This window comes from Novosphingobium guangzhouense (genome assembly GCF_002896965.1).
Classification (GTDB): Bacteria; Pseudomonadota; Alphaproteobacteria; order Sphingomonadales; family Sphingomonadaceae; genus Novosphingobium; species Novosphingobium guangzhouense.
The window spans coordinates 1-18,319 of record NZ_LYMM01000042.1; the positions used below are offsets into that span (position 1 = coordinate 1).

The window sequence follows — 18,319 nt, forward strand, 5'->3', positions numbered from 1 at the left end:
CCGCCACCGCCACGCCGGCCGCCCCGGTCGCTGCGCCGCAGGTCGTGGTCGCACCGGCGGCTACGCAGACCGCGTCGGCTGAAGCGCCTGCACAAGCCGCCAGCCCGCGCGCACAGGCACCCTCGGCGGTGCAACCGATCCCGTTCCGCCGCACCGCCAATTCCCTGTTCGACTCCGGTGCTGCCCCGTTCATCGAGGGAGACTTCGTGGCCGCGGCGCGCCAGCCTGACGGTTCATGGCTGGCCGTCGCCCCCCGAGCAGAGCCATTCCCCAATGCCTGGCAAACGCGGGTGATGCTGTGGTTTGCGCTGTCACTGGCCATCGTCAGCCCGCTCGCCTGGCTGTTCGTGCGCCGGATCGTCCTGCCGCTGCGTGATTTCGCGCAGGCGGCGGAGCAACTTGGCCGCGACCCGTCGGCGACGATCCTGCCGCTTTCGGGCCCTGCAGAGATCGGCCGCGCCGCCAACGCCTTCAACCAGATGCGCCACCGCCTGCGCGCCTTCGTCGACGACCGCACCGCGATGGTAGGCGCAATCAGCCACGACCTGCGCACGCCGCTCACCCGCCTGCGGTTCCGGATCGAGGACGTTCCCGACGATCAGCGAGACGGCTTGCTCAAGGAAGTGAGCGAGATGGAAGCGATGATCAGCCAGGTCATCGCCTTCATCCGCGATGCCTCGACCCCCGGTCCGCGTCAAAGGCTGGATTTTGCCGAACTGATCGCGGGCAGCGTCGCCGACTGGCAGTTGGTTGGCGCGAAAGTTGAGATCGAGCGCAACACCCATATTCCGGTTGAAGTGGACCCGGTCGGCATCCGCCGCCTGCTTGGCAACCTTCTGGAAAACGCGGTCAAATACGGCGACAGCGCCCGTGTTCGTGTCTCACTCATGGGAAGCGAGGCGGTTGCCGAGATCGTCGATGCCGGTCCGGGCATTCCCGAAGATGAGTTCGACCGTGCTTTCGAGCCCTTCTATCGCAGCGAGACCGCGCGCAAATCAGGGTGCGCCGGCAGCGGCCTGGGCCTTGCTGTCTGCCGCTCCATCGCACGAGCACATGGGGGCGACGTCTCCTTCGCGCACGAACAGGATGGTTTCGTGGCACGCGTGACGGTGCCCGCAGCATTCGTACCCACCTTGCGCAAAGCGGCCTGAGCCGCCCCATGCGCACACGCTATCAGACCTTGGGCAAAGCCCTGGGCGCATCTTTGGCCCTGCTGCTCCTCGTCCGGCCTGCATGGGCTCAGGAAAGTGGCCGGGCAGTATCCGGTACTGCTGCTAAAAGCACGAAGGACGCCGAAACAAGCCAGCTGGCGCCGCTTCTTTGGACAGTCTCCGCCTCTGCCGGGATCAGTGCGCGCGACGATGGTCCTGACGGCAGCTGGCAGTCGCTGAGCCTCACGCGCACCGTCGGTCGCGGCTACGTGCGCGCCAGCGCCATGCGCTATCATGGCACGCTGCTGCAGGCAGACGTGGCGCTTCCGTCCAACTACTACGTCGCGACGTTGGGCGCTGGCGGCAACTTCGACAACTGGGTCGTGGACGGCTGGGCAAGCTATGGCCGCCAGGATTACGGCAGGATCAGCACATCGTTTGGAAGTCGGCCCAGTACCGGCGCCAAGGGCAGCGGTTACTACGCGATGGGCGGCGATATCGGCCACGTCCTGCCGCTGGGCCAGCGCTTTTATCTGACACCGACAGTCGCAGCCTCGTTCGCGGATGGAAAGCTGCTGCGCCCCGCACCTGACGTCCTGGGGCTGCGCGATCAGGAAACCGACGAACCGACCTGGTCGGCAAACGCCACCATGCGCATCGACTATGCCTTTGGGAAGACAGGGGAACTTTACGCCGGCCTGTCCTTCTCCCGCAACTGGACAAGCAATGGCCTTTCAGCCCTGCGAGTACGCCCCAACAACGATCCTGACGCCCAACTGCCGTTCCGGCTCGACAGCAAGCACTACGCCGACAGCTGGTTCGAAGCGGGCGCGACGGCCAACATGAAACTGTCAGACGGGCTCTATCTCGATTTGTTCGGCACGCGCAGCTTCGGAGTGAAGGCCGGCAACGTCACGTCCGCAGGCGCCACCTTGCGCCGATCATTTTGACGCAAAGGTAGCTCGCATCATAAAAAAATGCCGACCGACTAGCTTCCCGCTGTCAATTTTTCTCTAGTGCACAGATTGCAATCGGAATGAAGCGCACAGGCGGCAGGGCATATCGTATGAGCACAGCACATGTATTCGCAGCATCCGGTTCGACCGTACTCGTAACGGGTGCCGCCGGATTCATCGGCGCAGCCGTGGCAGAAGCGCTGATGGACCGGGGCCAACCCGTCATCGGTATCGACAACCTCAACGACTATTATCCGACCTCCCTCAAGCGCGCCCGGCTTGAAGGACTGGCCGCGCGGCACGGCAATCTGTTCCACTTCCAGGAACTGGACTTTTCCGACATGCCCGCGCTCGAAAAGGCGCTGGTGCCGTTCACGTTCGATTCGATCGTTCATCTGGGTGCCCAGGCGGGCGTGCGCTATTCCCTGGAGAATCCGCATGCCTACGTAGCCTCGAACCTTGCCGGCCATGTCAACATGCTGGAAATCGCCCGTGCCCGTCAGGTCGCACACATGGTCTACGCCAGCTCCAGCTCCGTCTACGGCGGCAACGCCAAACTTCCGTTTGCTGTGGAGGACCGCGCCGACCACCCCGTTTCGCTCTACGCCGCGACCAAGAAGGCGGACGAACTGATGAGCGAGACTTACGCTCATCTTTTCCGTCTGCCGCTCACCGGGCTGCGGTTCTTCACCGTTTATGGCCCCTGGGGCCGGCCCGACATGGCGATGTGGAAGTTTGCCGAACGCATCCTGAGCGGCCGCCCGATCGACGTCTACAATCACGGTGAAATGAGCCGCGATTTTACTTACATCGACGATATCGTGGGGGGTGTGCTCGCCTGCCTTGACCGGCCGCCGGCCGATGATGGAGAGGAAAAAGCCGGGGGCAGTGTAAAGCCGCACGCGCTTTACAACATCGGCAACCACAAGTCAGAGCATCTCCTGCGCCTGATCGAAGTGCTGGAGGATGCCTGCGGCCGCAAGGCACAGCGCAACCTGCTGCCGATGCAGCCGGGCGACGTCCATGCAACTTATGCCGATATCACCGCCCTTACCCGCGACACCGGATATGCGCCCAGCACCCCTATCGAGGTCGGCGTCCCCCGCTTCGTGGACTGGTTCCGCGGCTACACCGGCCTTTGACGCAAAAGCCCGGACTTCGCGCGATCTGCACCTCAACGAACTCAGCGATATCAGGATAGCCCAACAAGTGTGCGCCTGCGGCTTTGCGCATAATTGGGCCGATGGAGCTTAAATGAATGGGCAAGCAATGTAATCGCGTGTCGCACACGTCACACCGCCGCGCCGATCACCAGATCAAAGCCACACCCGCACCGATCAGGAGCCAGAGCGCTACACTTGTGCCGAGTATCGCGGGCAAATCAAAGTGCGGAACTTCAATATAGGTATTATACTTGTTGATCATGTCAGACCTGCTTATCAGCGTCGCATGTGGCAACCTCTCATGATTGAAACGGCAATCGGGCCGCGAAGTTCCTGAAATTTAATCGAAGGTTCAGCTTCGCCGCTATCTGTCGGCCGATTGCGCGACTTTCCCCCCTTCGCTGATCATCGCGAATCCGTGGCGCAAATGATCGAGTTGCCCATCGGGAACCGGCGGAAAAGCAAGCAAGTCGCCACCTTCGCGGATGGCATCGATTTGTTCGGCAACCGCTTCAAGGCTCCATTCCGGGCGATAGACGCCTGCATTCTCGGCCACCCAGGCGCGGGCAAGACGCCCGCCCATGCCAATGTACATCTCGCCCGTCGCCCTGCACTGGTCATGGCACAGGTAAGCAACCATGGGGGCGACCATTTCCGGTTCCATCGGCGGGAACCGGCTGGTGTCGATCCCTTCGGACATGCGCGTAACCGCAGCGGGGACGATCAGGTTCGAGCGCACGTTAACGTGCTGCCCCTCGATCGCGGCCGTGTTCGACAGGCCCATGAAGGCGGCCTTGCACAGCGAATATGTGACGTTGTCCGCCTTGCCGTAGAGCCCGTTGATCGAACTGGTCAGCACAATGCGCCCATATTCCTGCGCCATCATGTGCGGAAAAGCTTCGCGCACGACGTTGTATGCGCCCTTCAGATGCACATCGAGCACCGCACTGAAGTCCTCATAAGAAAGGGTCGACAGCGATCCGCGCCGAACATTTCCTGCAGAATGGATCAGGATATCGATGCGCCCGAAGGCATCCAGCGCGGTGTCGATGATCGCTTTGCCACCTTCCGGCGTAGCGACACTGTCAAGGCTGGCCACGGCCTCACCGCCGGCCGCCCGGATTTCGGCAACCAGTGACTCGGCCGGTCCTTCGGCCGTTGCATCGCCTGCCATCGACACTCCGGGATCATTGACCACAACCTTGCAGCCCCGGCTCGCCAGCAACGATGCATGGGCGCGGCCAAGGCCACGACCACCCCCGGTGATCACCGCAACGCGGCCGTCGAAACGCAGCTGTGCCATCCCCTCTTCCCTTCAACCTCTTGGCATTGCCGCCAGCTTACCCGTGCAGACCCGTCAGGCAACGATACCTGCAGCTCTAAGGACCGCGATCCGCTCGGGCGATAGATCCAGCACGTCGCCAAGGATTGCGTCGGTATGCTGGCCCAGCACCGGCGGCGCGTCAGGCACGGGCTGTTGCGCGCCGGTAAAACGGATCGGCCGGTTGACGATGGGGATCGTCCCCAGGGCGGCATGTTCGGTCTCCACCACCATGTCGCGCGCCTGCGCCTGCGGCTGTGCCAGCGCTTCGGTCACGCCCAGGATCGGCGCATGCGGCACTTCATGCTCGGTGAAGATTTCGACCAGAGCCTCGACCGTTCGGCGCGTGGTGAAGTCCGCGACGATCGCGTTGACTTCGTCGCGCGCGTCGCGCCGCTTTTCCAGCGTGTCGTAACGCGGATCCTCGCACAATTCGGGGCGGCCGATCGCGCGGCATATCCGCGCCCAGAAGCCCGCTGTCAGGCAAGCCACCACGATTGATCCTTCCTGCGCCGGAAAGATACCATAAGGCACAAGATTCGGATGCTGCGACCCGATCCGCTGCGGGTCACTGCCGGTGAAAAAGGCCAACTGTGCGATATAGCCCAGCATGCCCATCAGTCCGTCCATCAGGCTGACGTCGATATGGCGGCCAAGACCGGTCCGCTCGCGCTCGTAAAGTGCGGACAGGATGCCGATCGGCCCGTTGATGCCCCCGACGAGATCGCCAAGCGGGATACCCAGCTTGGTCGGCAGCCCGCCTGCCTCGCCGTTCATCGACAGCGCGCCGGACATCGCCTGCAGCACGATGTCGAAGCTGGGCCGATCCTTGAGCGGCCCGGTCTGTCCATAGCCGGAAATCGAACAGTAGATCAGCCGTGGATTGATCGCGTGCAGTTCATCCCATCCAAGCCCCAGCCTTTCCATTACGCCGGGCCGGTAATTCTCGACCAGAACGTCGCAGCGAGCGGCAAGGTCCTTGACCAGCGCCATCCCTTCAGGGGTCTTGAGATCGACGACGAGCGACTTCTTTCCGCGATTGACGGCCAGGTAATAGTGGCTCTCTCCATCGCGGATGGGGGGGAACGTGCGGGTTTCGTCACCCGTGCCGGGAGGCTCGATCTTGAACACTTCGGCGCCGAGGTCTGCAAGCGCAAGGCTGGCGGCAGGACCGGCAAGAACACGGGTGAAGTCGATCACGCGGACGCCGGAAAGGGGGCCGGGCCAGGCGTCCGACGACGTGCGATGCTCGCGCTGCGTCATGCGAGGTATTCCCGGAAAAACCCGATGATGGCGTCTATCGCGTCACGCCCTTCCGGCAGGCCGATCTGGTAATGGTAGCAATGGCCCATGCCCTCGCCGACGATCAGGCTGGAGCGCACGCCCGCCTTGATCAGCTGGGAATGGGTGAAAATTGCCGGGCTGAGGTCCATCGCGCGCGTGCCGGTCAAAATCAGCGCAGGCGGGAAGCGCGCCAGCACATCCAGATGCCAGCCGGGCCAGGCGCCGGGATCGCGCGCATCGCAACCCGCAAAGTAGCCTTGCGTGATATCGATGGGCGTACTGCCATCAGCCGGAGGTGGCGGAAACGAAGCATCGGTATAGCCCGCCAGATAGGCCGAATCCCCTGCGCCAAAGGGCACCGCACCTGCGCCAAGGATACCGATCGCCCCCGCCTGTGGCAGGTCATGGGCAACCAGCCAGGCCGCCGCCTGCGCGGTCAGCGCCCCGCCCGCCGATCCGCCATAGATACCGATGTGCCGCGCATCGTACTGGGCCAGCAGCGCCCTGTAGACCGCCGCGACATCCTCGACAGCTGCCGGGTGCCGGTGCTGCGGCGCCATGCGATAATCGACGCTGACGACGCGGATACGGCCAAGCGAAGCGATGGGAATCGCCTCGACCATGGCAACGCCGTCCCAGCCGACGCAGAACGCGCCGCCGTGCAGATTGATGAGCACACGCTCAGGATCGTGCCCTCCATCCGCGGGTGTGACGTCGAGCACGCCGATCCCGCCGATCTGCCGCCGCACGACGGTGACGGCGAAGTCTGCCCGCAACCGTTCGATCTGCGGAGCCATATAGGCATTGATCTGTGCACGCCGCAGGGCAATGTCGGCCTCCTGCCCCGCCGCATCGAAGGCCGGCAGGGTAGCCCGCAACCGCTGCATCGCCGCAGCTTCTTCACTGACGAGGTCGGAGACCGGCAGGGTGAAAGCCGGAACCTGAACGCTGCCATCTGGCAGAAACGCCGGCATCGCGCGGCTGGTCATATCCACGGCCTCTCCAAACTCCGCCGACGTATCGCCCTGGCGGGGGTATGTTTCGCCGAAACCTGCGTGCGACAGGCTCAGGCTGAACCATGTCGCACGCAGGTCTGGCGCACTTTTTCACATCCGATGCTTCCATCGAACCTGAATACCCAATCTACCCGCTGCGGCGGGCAAGATAAGCCCTGCTCACCCCTTGCTGGGCAATTCCGCCACGGCGGTGCCGAACGCCGAAAGTTCGCCGCGATGCGTGGTCGCCTTCTGCGCCACTTCAACGTACTTCCTGCCGTTCTCTTCGAACTTGCGGGTCACTTCACCGGTGATGACGATGGCGTCGCCGTCGGGATTGTGGCGGCGGATCTGACAGTTCGACTTGTGGAGGAAGCCATCGTCGCCGATCCAGTCGGTCATGTGGTGGGTCAGCCACGAGCAGCGTTCCGGGCCGTAGTCGTAAGCCCCCGGCGCGCCGACCTCCAGTGCGAACGCCTCGTCCCAGTGTACCCGCTCGGGGCAGTCGGGCACATTGAAGCGGTTGCGGATGCCAAGGCCGGGATGTGCCTTCTGCATCTTGTAGGCCAGCTTGTTGGCGCGGATGTAGAGGCCGCCCCAACCTTGAGCATAACAGATGAAGCCGGTGACGGTCATCGGCCCCTTCATCATCGGCGGCAGCTTGTCGCCCACGTTCACGTCCTCGAAGTAGCGGGGACGCGCGCCGCGTGCTTCTTCCTGGTCGTAGATCTCGTAGAACTCGTCGAGCTGCTCCTGCGTGAAGGGCTCCACGCGGCCGCGCGCCTCGGTGTACTTGGTGCCGCGTTCGCGGGCCTCGTCACGGTCGGTACGGAAGACCCAGCTGTCGGCACCGGCAACGTGGTCACCGTGCTGGTTGTAGAAGTCGACATGGTAGATCTGCTGGAACGATCGGCCCGCGAACTTGGTCTGATGTTCGACAAGATCCTTCAGATAGGCTTCGACCTTGATCGTGTCATTGCGCAGCACCGGCTTGTGCCAGGTCCAGTCGGCACCCGCCCACATCGCGTGAACGCCCGACAGACCACCGCAATAGCCCGAGATGATCCGGCTGGTGGTGAACAGGAACGAGGGCAGCGCGACGATCGAACCGTACTTGGTCTTCGCCGCGTATTCCGGGTCACACCACAGCGGATTGTCGTCGCCGATGCCGTGGGCGTAGTGGCGGATGGCGTCGCGGGTGGCCTCATAGTTCCACGGTTCAACGGTGTTCTCGATCTTGACGCCGATGCGCTGGCGCAAGTCGTCGAGCCCCTCCTCGGTGATCTTGGGGAACTTGTTCTTCGGTTCTGCTGTGGTGGCCATGTCTCTCACTCTCCTGAATATGTCAGCCGACCGCTTCAGCGGCCTTCGCGGCTTCACGGTCGCGCAGCATCTTGCGGTGGACCTTGCCTGCGGGGTTCTTGGGAAGTTCATCGACGAACTCGACGATGCGCGGGAATTCATGCTGGGCGAGCCGTTCGCGGGTGAAGTCCTGAAGCTCGCGAACGAAGGCGTCATCGCCCGCGCGGTTGGCGACGACGAAGGCCTTCACCACCTGCCCGCGCTTTTCGTCCGGTACGCCGATCACGCCGCATTCAAGGACGCTGTCGTGCCGCAGCATCGTGTTCTCGATCTCGACCGCGCTCATCGTCCAGCCGGCGGAGATGATGACGTCATCGGCCCGGCCGCAATGGTAGAAATAGCCGTCCGCGTCGATCTTCGCGCGGTCCTTGGTGGTCATCCACCCGCCGCCTCTCCACAGCATCAGTTCGCCGATCTCGCCGGGATCGCAGGGGGTGCCATCGGGCCGCTGGACCTCCAGCTTCTGCCCCGGCACCGCCTTGCCGAGCGAACCCGGCTTGACCGTGAAGTCATCCGCGCCGGGGTAGTTCACCAGTACCACGCCGATTTCGGTCGTGCCGTACATCGAACAGGCCGGAACCTTGAACCACTGGTCGATCCAATCCAGCGTGGCCGGATCGATCGGCTCTCCCGTGAAGGACAGCTTGTTGAAATGAAAAGCGAAGTCGGCCGCCTTTCCGCTGTTCTTCATCATCCGGTAATGCGTCGCCGCTGCCGACATGTTGGTGATGGCAAAGTCGTCCAGCGCCTTCATCAGTCGCACCGGGTCGAAGCGCCCCGCGAACGTCCCGGTCGTTACGCCCATTGCCAGCGGCGCCAGCGTACCGTGCCACAGGCCATGACCCCAGGCGGGGCTGGAAGGGCAGAAGAACTGGTCGTCGGGGCGGATGCCGGTGCCGTAGAGCGCCGCAAACATCAGCGTCACCAGTGTGCGATGCGAATGCTTCACCGCTTCAGGAAGTTCGCGCGTGGTGCCGCTGGTGTATTGGAAAACGGCCATGTCATTGGCCCGCGTCCGGGGTGTGTAACGGGTCGGAAGATCACCCAGCGAGGCAAGAAACGCATCATCCGCAACGATCACGCGCGGCTTTCCACCGACGCTTACCGACCGCGCAAGCTCCGCCTTTTCCGCATTGGTGATCAGGATCGACGGCTCGCAATCTCCCACCCGAAGCCGCAGCGCATCAGGCCCGAACAGCGTGAACAGAGGCACTGAAATGGCGCCGGTCTGCATCGCCCCGAACAGGCAGACGTAGAACGCCAGCGACGGTTCAAGCATGAACGCGATGCGTTCTCCCGGCTGCACACCCTCTGCATCCAGCCAGTGTGCGAAACGGGCAGCGCCCTGCGCGATCGTATCGAAGCTGAGCACTTCGTCGGCGCCATCGGCATGCGCGATCCGCACTGCCGGGCGGCCGGAGCCATCGGCATGTCGGGTCACGCATTCATGGGCGATGTTGAAGTAGTCCCGATCGCCGTCGAACAGATCCCACAATGCCGCGGAGGACGCATGCGCCTGCGCATCCGCATAGTTCGTATAGTCGGTCAGCCCTGAAAAAGCCTTGGCCATGAACCGCCTCATCCCTGCCTGCCCGGACGCGGCATGGAATCGCCGCCCCGGAACTGTCCTTGTGTTCAGCATCAGGTGGCACAACTGAATTGATATTGTAAATATTGAATGTTATTCTGTATATTGAATGACAGACGTTGCAGACACTGTGAAGGCCAGCAAGGCCCCGGCCATCGCGCGGGCGGCTGCCGTGCTGCGCCTGCTAGGCAAGCGCGGCGCGCCGATGGGGGTGCAGGCCATCGCACGCGAACTCGGCCTCGTGCCCAGCACCTGCCTCTATGTGCTGAGGGCACTGACCGCCGAGAATCTCGTGGCCTTCGACCCCGACACGAAGCGCTATGCCCTTGATGCGGGGGTACTGACGCTGGCGCGCGCATGGCTGCGCAAGGATCGGTTCAGCGACCTGGCCCAGCCCGCGCTGGACCGGCTGGCGCGTGATTTCGGCACGACGACGCTGGGCGTCCAGGTGTTCGACCTTGACCACATCATCGTGACGGCGATGTCGCAGTCAGGGCACAACTTCCAGCTGTCGACCCAGGTGGGCAGCCGCTTTCCCGCGCTGGTTTCCGCCACCGGCCGCTGCATCGCGGCTTTCGGCGGGCACACTCCCGAAGAGCTGAAACCCCGGTTCGATGCACTGCGCTGGGACGATCCACCCGGCTGGGATGACTGGCTGGCACAAGTTGCGCAAGCGCGCGAAAGCGGCGTGGCGGTGGACGATGGCCACTACCTTGCCGGCGTCACCGTGATCGCGGCCCCTGTCTGGAAAGGCGGTCGCCCCAGCCACGCGCTTGTTGCGATCGGCATCGGCGCGGCGCTCCGCAGCGAACTGCCGCGTTTGAAACAGGCGCTGAAAGGCGCCGCGCACACGCTCAGCGATCAGATGGACGCCTGATCGGGATCGGCCTGCCGGTAATGCCGTCTGATCAGGCCCACGAAGGGGCTATCTTTCGCTTGCGCGGCCTGCTCCTCTCCGGCGTGCAGCAGTCCGATCTCACGCGTCAGTTCGAAGTCGCGCACAGGCACGAAATGTTCCGGGCCGCTCGCAAAGCTTTCCGGCATCATGCCCACGCCCGCGCCGCTGCGGACGACAGCCAGAACGCGCTCGTCGCTGGTGGTCTTGAGCACGAAGCGCGGGCGAACGCCGCGTTCGACGAAGAAGCGGTTGATTTCGGGCAGTGCTTCGCAATGGCGACGCAGCGCCATACGATCGCGGGCAAGCTGCTCGGCCTGAACTTCGCTCTCTCCTGCCAGCGGGTGGTCGGGAGGCAGCACCATCATGTAGCGTTCCTGCGCCAGCATTTCCGGAGCAAACCGGGCGTGATGCGGGCGCACCACCGTCAGCGCGAGGTCGATCCGGCCGCGCTCCAGCCGCTCCGCAATATCCCGCTCCGACCCATCAAGGATTTCCAGCGCCTCCCCGGACCCGAGCGCGCGGTGAGTGGCAAGCCAGCCTTCGACAAGGCGGGTCGGTATCGTGTTGAGCACTCCGATGCGCAGCAGTGTGGGATCAGCAACTTCGCTCAGTTCAACCAGCGCATGCTCGTATTCGGCCGCGATCCTGCGCGCACGGACGAGGAAGCGACTGCCGGCCGGGGTAAGCGCGACGCCTCCGCCCCGCACCCGGCTGCGATCGCGGTCGAACAGGCGCGCGCCCAGTTCACGCTCAAGCTTGGCGATCCCGGCCGAGAGCGTGGGCTGAGTAACGCTCACCCGCCGCGCCGCCCGGCTGAAGTTTCCGGTCTCCGCAACGGCAAGGAAGTAGCGCAGAAGGTACTGGTCGATCATAGACACTGTCTATGACGAGGGGCGGAAACTTTCAATTTCCGCTTCCGTTGCAGGAGTCCTAGATAGATACCGCAAATCGAAGAGGCGGCCAGCGCGTCGCCCGCAAGAAAGGAAGAGGCATGAGCGCGCCGGTCCTGCAGACCAACGTGAATTGCGAAAGCCCCGAGGCAAAGGCACGCAACGCCCACAATCGGGCGCTTGCCGAAGAGTTGCGCCGCAAGGTTGCCACAGCGGCACTTGGCGGGGACACAAGGGCACGCGAACGGCACCTGAGCCGGGGCAAGCTGCTGCCGCGCGACCGTGTGGAGCGCCTGCTGGACGCCGGATCGCCCTTTCTCGAAATCGGCCAGCTTGCCGCCGACGGTCTTTACGGAAACGAAGTGCCCGGTGCCGGGATCATCGCCGGGATCGGCCGCGTATCCGGGCGGCAGTGCATGATCTTCGCCAACGATGCGACGGTGAAGGGCGGCACCTATTTCCCGCTCACCGTCAAGAAGCACATCCGCGCGCAGGAAATCGCCCAGGCGAACCGTCTGCCCTGCGTCTACCTTGTCGACAGCGGCGGCGCAAACCTGCCCAATCAGGCCGAGGTCTTCCCCGATCGCGACCACTTCGGCCGCTTCTTCTTCAATCAGGCGCAGATGAGCGCGAAAGGCATCCCGCAGATCGCCAGCGTCATGGGCAGTTGCACGGCGGGCGGTGCCTATGTTCCGGCGATGAGCGACGAGACGGTGATCGTGAAGGAACAGGGCACCATCTTCCTTGCCGGCCCGCCCTTGGTGCAGGCCGCGACCGGCGAGGTCATCAGCGCCGAAGACCTTGGCGGCGGCGACCTGCATGCGCGCAAGTCCGGCGTCACCGACCATCTGGCGCAGGATGACGAGCATGCGCTGACCATCGTGCGCGACATCGTCAGCCATCTTGGCCCGGCGCACCGTCCCGACATCGCCTTTCGCGAATCCCGGCCGCCGAAGTACGCGGCCGAGGAACTCTATTCGATCATCCCCGAGGACGTGCGCGCGCCCTACGATGTTCACGAAGTCATCGCCCGCATCGTCGACGGCAGCGAATTCCACGAATTCAAGGCGCTTTACGGCAGCACGCTGGTCTGCGGTTTCGCGCATATCCACGGGCTGCCCGTCGCCATCCTGGCCAACAACGGCGTGCTGTTTTCCGAAAGCGCGCAGAAAGGCGCGCACTTCATCGAACTGGCCTGCCAGCGCCGCATCCCGCTGCTGTTCCTTCAGAACATTTCCGGCTTCATGGTCGGCGGCAAGTACGAGGCGGAAGGCATCGCCAAGCACGGGGCCAAGCTGGTCACCGCCGTCGCCACCGCGCAAGTACCCAAGCTGACGGTGCTGATCGGCGGATCGTTCGGCGCGGGCAACTACGGCATGTGCGGGCGCGCCTATGACCCGCGCTTCCTGTTCACCTGGCCCAATGCGCGCATCTCGGTCATGGGCGGGGAGCAGGCGGCGTCGGTCCTTGCCACCGTCCACCGCGACGCCGCCACCTGGTCGCCTGAGGATGCAGAGGCGTTCAAGGCCCCGATCCGCCAGAAGTATGAGGATGAGGGCAACCCCTATTACGCTACCGCGCGGCTGTGGGACGACGGCGTGATCGATCCCGTGCAGACCCGCGACGTGCTGGGACTGGCACTGTCCGCCTGCCTCGAAGCCCCGATAGAGGAGGCGCCCCGCTTCGGGGTGTTCCGCATGTGATGACGAAGAAAGACACCCTTTTCGTGCTCGACTTCGACTGGCCCGATCCGGCCTACGAAGGCCGCCGCTTCTACTGCAAGGACTGCGTCACGGTGGAGGGCCTGCTGGCCCTGTTCCCCGAGCGCGCTACCAACATCGAAGTCGTGCGCGTCGGCTGGCCGCGCCCCCGCGCCGCCGTTGTGGCGATGCTGGGCGAGGATAACCAGAACCTGCCCGCGCTGGCCTTTGCCGAAGGTGGCTTCGTCAACGAAATCGAGCCATTGCTAACCGCCCTCCACACCCGCCACGGCTTCCCGGAGCGCCATCCATGATCACCTCACTCCTCATCGCCAATCGTGGCGAGATCGCCTGCCGGGTCATCCGCACGGCGCGGGCGATGGGCGTTCGCACCGTGGCGGTCTATTCGGACGCCGATGCCGATGCCCTGCATGTGCAGGAAGCGGACGAGGCGGTGCATATCGGCCCCTCCGCCACGCGCGAAAGCTACCTTGTCGGTGAAAAGATCCTCGCCGCCGCGAAGGCGACGGGGGCTGAGGCGATCCACCCCGGCTATGGTTTCCTGTCCGAAAACGCCGCCTTCGCACAGGCCGTGATCGACGCCGGGCTGGTCTGGGTCGGACCGAATCCATCCTCGATCACCGCGATGGGTCTCAAGGACGCGGCCAAGCAGCTGATGCAGGATGCCGGCGTGCCGGTGACGCCCGGCTACATGGGCGAGCAGCAGGACGCGGACTTCCTTGGCGCAGAGGCGGCGAAGATCGGCTATCCGGTGCTGATCAAGGCCGTGGCAGGCGGCGGCGGCAAGGGCATGCGGCTGGTGGACAGCGCCGCCGGTTTCGCCGACGCGCTCGCCTCGTGCAAGCGCGAAGCGGCATCCTCTTTCGGCAACGACCACGTGCTGATCGAAAAGTACATCGCCTCTCCCCGCCATATCGAAGTGCAGGTCTTCGGCGACAGCCACGGCAACGTCGTCCACTTGTTCGAGCGCGACTGCTCGCTCCAGCGGCGGCACCAGAAAGTTATCGAGGAGGCGCCTGCCCCCGGCATGGATGCCGCCACCCGCGAAGCGCTGTGCGCGGCGGCCGTGCGCGCCGCAAAGGCGGTGGATTACGTCGGCGCGGGCACGATCGAATTCATCGCGGACGGATCAGGCGCGCTTTCGGCGGATCGCATCTGGTTCATGGAAATGAACACCCGCCTGCAGGTTGAGCACCCGGTTACCGAGGCGATCACCGGGGTCGATCTTGTCGAATGGCAGCTGCGCGTGGCCAGCGGCGAACCGCTCCCCCTTTCGCAGCATGACCTGACGATCGACGGCTGGGCGATGGAGGCGCGGCTTTATGCCGAAGATCCCGCCAAGGGCTTCCTGCCCAGCATCGGCCGTCTGGAATTGCTGCAGTTCGGCGAGGCCGAAGGCGGCCGCATCGATACCGGCGTCTACGAAGGCGCTGAGGTTTCACCCTTCTACGACCCGATGATCGCCAAAGTCATCGCCTGGGGCGATGACCGAGATGAAGCCCGCGAACGGCTGGGCGAAATGCTGCAGGACACCGCCGTCTGGCCGGTGCGCACGAATGCATCGTTCCTTGTCAAAGCACTGCAGCATCCCGACTTCGCGGCGGGCCGGGTCGATACCGGCCTGATCGGCCGTGACGGCGAGGAGCTGGCGCAGCCCCCGGTGCCTGATGCCGATACCTTGCGCGCGGCCGCATCTTCGCTGGTCCCTGCCACTATCGCGCCGGGCCTGCGGCTCAACGCACCCCCGCGACGCACGGCATGGTTCCTGCTCGACGGTGAGCCGGTGGAAATCGAAGTGGACGGCGGCAGCGATGAGCCGTCTACCGGCGTGCTGGTGACCGAGCAGGGGCAGGCCTGGCTGCTGACCCCCTGGCGGCGCGACGGTGCCCACGGCGCGGCCGATGCCTCTGGCGCAATCCTTGCCCCGATGCCGGGCAAGGTCATCGCGGTGGATGTGGCGCAAGGGCAGACGGTGACACGCGGCCAGAAGCTGCTCACGCTTGAGGCAATGAAGATGGAACACACCCTGACCGCGCCGTTCGACGGCACGGTGGCAAGGCTGGAGGCCGCCGCCGGCCAGCAAGTGCAGGTCGATGCCCTGCTCGTCCAGATCGAGGAGGCCGCCTGATGCCCGGACGTTTCTTCGACGAATGGCAGGTCGGTGATCGCATGACGCACCAGCCCAGCCGCACTGTGACCGAAACCGACAACCTGCTGTTTTCGGCCATGACCCACAACATGCAGCCGCTGCATCTGGATGCAGAGGCTGCCAAGGCCGGCGAATTCGGCCAGATCCTGGTCAATTCAACCTTCACCTTCAGCCTTGCCGTGGGGCTGTCCATCGCGGACACCACGGTCGGCACCCTCGTCGCCAACCTGGGCTTCGACAAGGTGGTGACCCCCAAGCCTACCTTCATCGGCGATACCCTGACCTGCTCCAGCGAAGTCGTCGAGATGCGCGAAAGCAAGTCGCGGCCCGGTCAGGGCATCGTGGTGTTCCGGCACGAACTGACCAACCAGCGCGGCGAAGTGGCACTGTCCATGCTGCGCACCGTCCTGCTGCGCAAGACGGGCGCCTAGCCCCCATTCGCCAGCGCCTGTTCGCTAGCGTCCGATAGCCTCGAGCAGCGCGGGCATCGTGGCGGCCAGCAGCTTCAGGTTCTTCCACCCCTCTTCCGGCGACAAGCCGCCAAGGAGGGGCTGGAAGCCGATGTTGCCCCCTTCCACCTCGCTGACCCGATCAAGCAGCATCTGCGGCGTCCATGCCGCGAACATGCCCGCATGGCGCAGAACGGCGGGGTCGGTCAGGCCCTTGAACGGAGAACTGGACGCATCGCCCTCCGCCTCGGCCCACTTGGCGTATTCGGTAATCACGTGGACGGCGTGGGGGGCGATCGCATCCCAGCCCTCGTCCGGGTTCTCGCATAGGTGGATCGCCATTGGCATGCCCGGCCGGGGCCGGAAATAGCGGCGCGGCGCGTGGCCCAGCCGGGCGCATTCGGCCAGATAGAGGTCTACCAGATCGCCCTTCATCGGCCCGAAGCCCACCCCGAACCTTGCCGCCCGCTTGGCGGAGGCGGGCACCCCGCCGCCGACCAGCACGATGTCTTCCGGCTCCTGCACCGGCAGCGGGCGCACGAAGATGGGCCGCGCGCCGGTGCCGTCGTCATGCTCGAAGCGTTCTCCCTTCAAGGCGCGCAGGATGATCTCCAGCCCTTCGTCCATCCGCTTCGCCCTATCCTTCAGCGACTGGCGAAACATGGCGAATTCATAAGGCACATAGCCCGCGCCGAAGATCACTCCCAGCCGGCCGTCGGACATGTTGTCGAGCACCGCGATCTGCTCGGCCAGTTCCAGCGGATCGTGCAGCGGCAGGATCACCGCGCCCAGCAGGAAGCGCACGCGGCTGGTCACAGCCGCCATGCCGCCCGCCAGCACGAAGGGCTGCGGCAGGTAGCCGTCGTCGGAGCCGTGGTGCTGCATCAGCCCGATCTGATCCACGCCGATACCGTCGGCGAACGCGGCCATGTCGATCGCCGCGCGGTAAAGCTGCGGCGTCGGGCTGGCCCACTGCGGCGATCGCATGTCGAACGAAACCGATATCGTGAAATCCTTCATCATGCGTCTCCTTGCAGGGGAAAGGCCAGCGCCGCGTAGGACGGATCGCCCCGGTCGCGGCGAGCCCGGTCGTGTCGGTACATCGGCGTCACTTCACGGACACAGTCATAGTCGGTCACGGTATCGCGATGGTCGATCCGCCAGACACCGTCGCGGCGCGACCAGCGATCGCAGTAGCGCGACCAGACCTCCATCTGCATGAGCCTGCCCTCGCGCTCCATCCGCAGCGTGGCGGTGACATAGGCCTCGCTCCCCGCCCGGTCGCCCTGCACTTCGATCAGCACATTGGTGATCTGGTGCGAATGCGCGAGGAGCCCGGCGTGCGCCGCGCAGATCCAGTCGATCGCCGCGCGCCCGCCGCCACGAAAACCACGTTCGCCATAGTCGACGGTCGCGTCTTCGTGGAACACGTCATGCCCCAGCGCCACGTCGAGCCGGTCGACACTACGGCAATAGCGGTAGAGCTGCCGGGTTATCGCCCGCCTGTCGGCCAGATCGTCCATGCCGTCAGCCCCTTGCATAAGCGGCGGAGATCGCCGCGATCCGGCGGATGCGTTCGCGGCGCTGCGCGGCAGAGGATGCGGACATGACGGCCTCGTCGTCCGCCTCGCCCCAGTTGCATACCGGCCCGAAGGGCAGACGCGACAGGCCAAGGCGGGCCACGTCGTCGGCGTCAGCCAGCCCATCGGGCACCGCCATTCCGCGCGCCGCCATCAGTTCGCGATGCGCGGGCGTGTCCGTTCGGCCGAGCACGAAACTAAGCACATCGACGCCATGCGGCTCCAGCTCCGCCCAGAGCGCTTCGCATAGCACAAGGTCGAAGGCCTTGGTCGCGGCATAGACATTGATTCCGGGCAAGCCGCCGTAACAGGCACCTGAGCCCACCACCATCAGTCCGCCGCGCCCGCGTTCGCGCATCGGCCCCGCAAAGGCGTGAAGCGCGCGAGTCACCGTTCCTACGTTGCGCGCGATCAGCGCATCCCAGTTCGCCACTTCGGTATCGAGGAACATGGAGCCATTGGGGTCGGCACCTGCATTGAGGATCAGCAGGCCCACTTCGCGCCCCGCCGCCGCTTCGCACAGCCGCTCTGCCGCGTCATGGGCGGCAAGGTCGATCATGGCGGTCACGCATTCGACGCCCGCCTGCGCCCGCAATTCCTCAGCCAGCGCTTGCAGCGGCCCGCCCCGCCGCGCGACGAGGATAAGGTTGATGCCGCTGGCGGCAAGCTGGCGCGCAAAGGCCGCTCCGGTTCCTTCTGAAGCGCCTGCGATCAGCGCCCATGGCCCGTATCGCCCGGCGAACTCCGCATGTTCCATGCCGTCCTCTCCCTCAGCGGCCTTCACGCGCATTCGCGCTGGCGCCCGTGATCTA

The 18,319-nt window shown here is 64.8% G+C and carries 17 protein-coding genes; 8 read left to right on the forward strand and 9 right to left on the reverse strand.

Annotation, left to right across the window (positions count from 1 at the left end):
* The 3 genes from A8V01_RS15990 to A8V01_RS16000 all read left to right on the forward strand — a co-directional run.
* Positions 1 to 1,151 (forward strand): ATP-binding protein (locus tag A8V01_RS15990; RefSeq protein ID WP_245892601.1); only part of this gene is annotated, 1,151 nt, incomplete at its 5' end.
* 8 nt (positions 1,152 to 1,159) lie between these two features.
* Positions 1,160 to 2,101 carry an autotransporter domain-containing protein gene (locus tag A8V01_RS15995; protein ID WP_103096782.1) on the forward strand — a complete coding sequence of 314 codons (942 nt, stop codon included), beginning with the start codon at positions 1,160 to 1,162 and terminating at the stop codon, positions 2,099 to 2,101.
* 116 nt (positions 2,102 to 2,217) lie between these two features.
* Positions 2,218 to 3,249, forward strand: coding sequence for an NAD-dependent epimerase/dehydratase family protein (locus A8V01_RS16000; protein ID WP_103096879.1), 1,032 nt, complete (start codon positions 2,218 to 2,220; stop codon positions 3,247 to 3,249).
* A 385-nt stretch (positions 3,250 to 3,634) separates the two neighbouring features.
* On the opposite strand, the gene A8V01_RS16005 is transcribed toward A8V01_RS16000, so the two are convergent.
* The 5 genes from A8V01_RS16005 to A8V01_RS16025 form a co-directional block, all read right to left on the reverse strand.
* Positions 3,635 to 4,573, reverse strand: coding sequence for an SDR family NAD(P)-dependent oxidoreductase (locus A8V01_RS16005; RefSeq protein WP_103096783.1), 939 nt, complete (start codon positions 4,571 to 4,573; stop codon positions 3,635 to 3,637).
* A 54-nt stretch (positions 4,574 to 4,627) separates the two neighbouring features.
* The gene (locus A8V01_RS16010; RefSeq protein ID WP_103096784.1) at positions 4,628 to 5,854 is read right to left on the reverse strand and encodes a CaiB/BaiF CoA transferase family protein; all 1,227 of its coding nucleotides are present in this window, start codon (positions 5,852 to 5,854) and stop codon (positions 4,628 to 4,630) included.
* A complete protein-coding gene (locus A8V01_RS16015; protein ID WP_245892612.1) occupies positions 5,851 to 6,864 on the reverse strand; it encodes an alpha/beta hydrolase in 1,014 nt (337 codons plus the stop codon). Before A8V01_RS16015 ends, A8V01_RS16010 begins: the two co-directional genes overlap by 4 nt.
* A gap of 186 nt (positions 6,865 to 7,050) precedes the next feature.
* Entirely contained in the window at positions 7,051 to 8,193 is a 1,143-nt protein-coding gene (locus tag A8V01_RS16020) for an FAS1-like dehydratase domain-containing protein (RefSeq protein WP_103096786.1), read from the reverse strand.
* Positions 8,194 to 8,215: 22 nt separating this feature from the next.
* Positions 8,216 to 9,802, reverse strand: a complete 1,587-nt coding sequence (locus tag A8V01_RS16025; RefSeq protein WP_103096881.1) for an acetate--CoA ligase — start codon at positions 9,800 to 9,802, stop codon at positions 8,216 to 8,218.
* A gap of 127 nt (positions 9,803 to 9,929) precedes the next feature.
* On the opposite strand from A8V01_RS16025, the gene A8V01_RS16030 reads away from it, so the two are divergent.
* Positions 9,930 to 10,697 carry an IclR family transcriptional regulator gene (locus tag A8V01_RS16030; protein ID WP_103096787.1) on the forward strand — a complete coding sequence of 256 codons (768 nt, stop codon included), beginning with the start codon at positions 9,930 to 9,932 and terminating at the stop codon, positions 10,695 to 10,697.
* Here A8V01_RS16030 and A8V01_RS16035 read toward each other — a convergent pair.
* A complete protein-coding gene (locus A8V01_RS16035) occupies positions 10,682 to 11,590 on the reverse strand; it encodes a LysR family transcriptional regulator (RefSeq protein ID WP_103096788.1) in 909 nt (302 codons plus the stop codon). The genes A8V01_RS16030 and A8V01_RS16035 overlap by 16 nt on opposite strands.
* Before the next feature lie 119 nt (positions 11,591 to 11,709).
* On the opposite strand from A8V01_RS16035, the gene A8V01_RS16040 reads away from it, so the two are divergent.
* The 4 genes from A8V01_RS16040 to A8V01_RS16055 are packed head-to-tail and all read left to right on the forward strand — an operon-like array spanning position 11,710 to position 15,909.
* A complete protein-coding gene (locus A8V01_RS16040; protein ID WP_103096789.1) occupies positions 11,710 to 13,311 on the forward strand; it encodes a carboxyl transferase domain-containing protein in 1,602 nt (533 codons plus the stop codon).
* The gene (locus A8V01_RS16045) at positions 13,311 to 13,622 is read left to right on the forward strand and encodes a DUF3088 family protein (protein WP_103096790.1); all 312 of its coding nucleotides are present in this window, start codon (positions 13,311 to 13,313) and stop codon (positions 13,620 to 13,622) included. The genes A8V01_RS16040 and A8V01_RS16045 overlap by 1 nt, the downstream gene beginning before the upstream one ends.
* Positions 13,619 to 15,457, forward strand: a complete 1,839-nt coding sequence (locus A8V01_RS16050) for an acetyl/propionyl/methylcrotonyl-CoA carboxylase subunit alpha (RefSeq protein WP_103096791.1) — start codon at positions 13,619 to 13,621, stop codon at positions 15,455 to 15,457. Before A8V01_RS16045 ends, A8V01_RS16050 begins: the two co-directional genes overlap by 4 nt.
* Complete coding sequence (locus A8V01_RS16055) at positions 15,457 to 15,909, forward strand: MaoC family dehydratase (protein ID WP_103096792.1); 453 nt, start codon at positions 15,457 to 15,459, stop codon at positions 15,907 to 15,909. Before A8V01_RS16050 ends, A8V01_RS16055 begins: the two co-directional genes overlap by 1 nt.
* 24 nt (positions 15,910 to 15,933) lie before the next feature.
* On the opposite strand, the gene A8V01_RS16060 is transcribed toward A8V01_RS16055, so the two are convergent.
* From A8V01_RS16060 to A8V01_RS16070, 3 genes are read right to left on the reverse strand one after another with little or no spacing between them, the layout of a single operon-like run.
* On the reverse strand, positions 15,934 to 16,950 hold the full coding sequence (locus A8V01_RS16060; RefSeq protein ID WP_245892603.1) for an LLM class flavin-dependent oxidoreductase: 1,017 nt from the start codon (positions 16,948 to 16,950) through the stop codon (positions 15,934 to 15,936).
* The gene (locus A8V01_RS16065; RefSeq protein ID WP_103096793.1) at positions 16,947 to 17,450 is read right to left on the reverse strand and encodes a nuclear transport factor 2 family protein; all 504 of its coding nucleotides are present in this window, start codon (positions 17,448 to 17,450) and stop codon (positions 16,947 to 16,949) included. Before A8V01_RS16065 ends, A8V01_RS16060 begins: the two co-directional genes overlap by 4 nt.
* Before the next feature lie 4 nt (positions 17,451 to 17,454).
* On the reverse strand, positions 17,455 to 18,264 hold the full coding sequence (locus A8V01_RS16070) for an SDR family NAD(P)-dependent oxidoreductase (protein ID WP_103096885.1): 810 nt from the start codon (positions 18,262 to 18,264) through the stop codon (positions 17,455 to 17,457).
* Between the last annotated feature and the right edge of the window lie 55 nt (positions 18,265 to 18,319).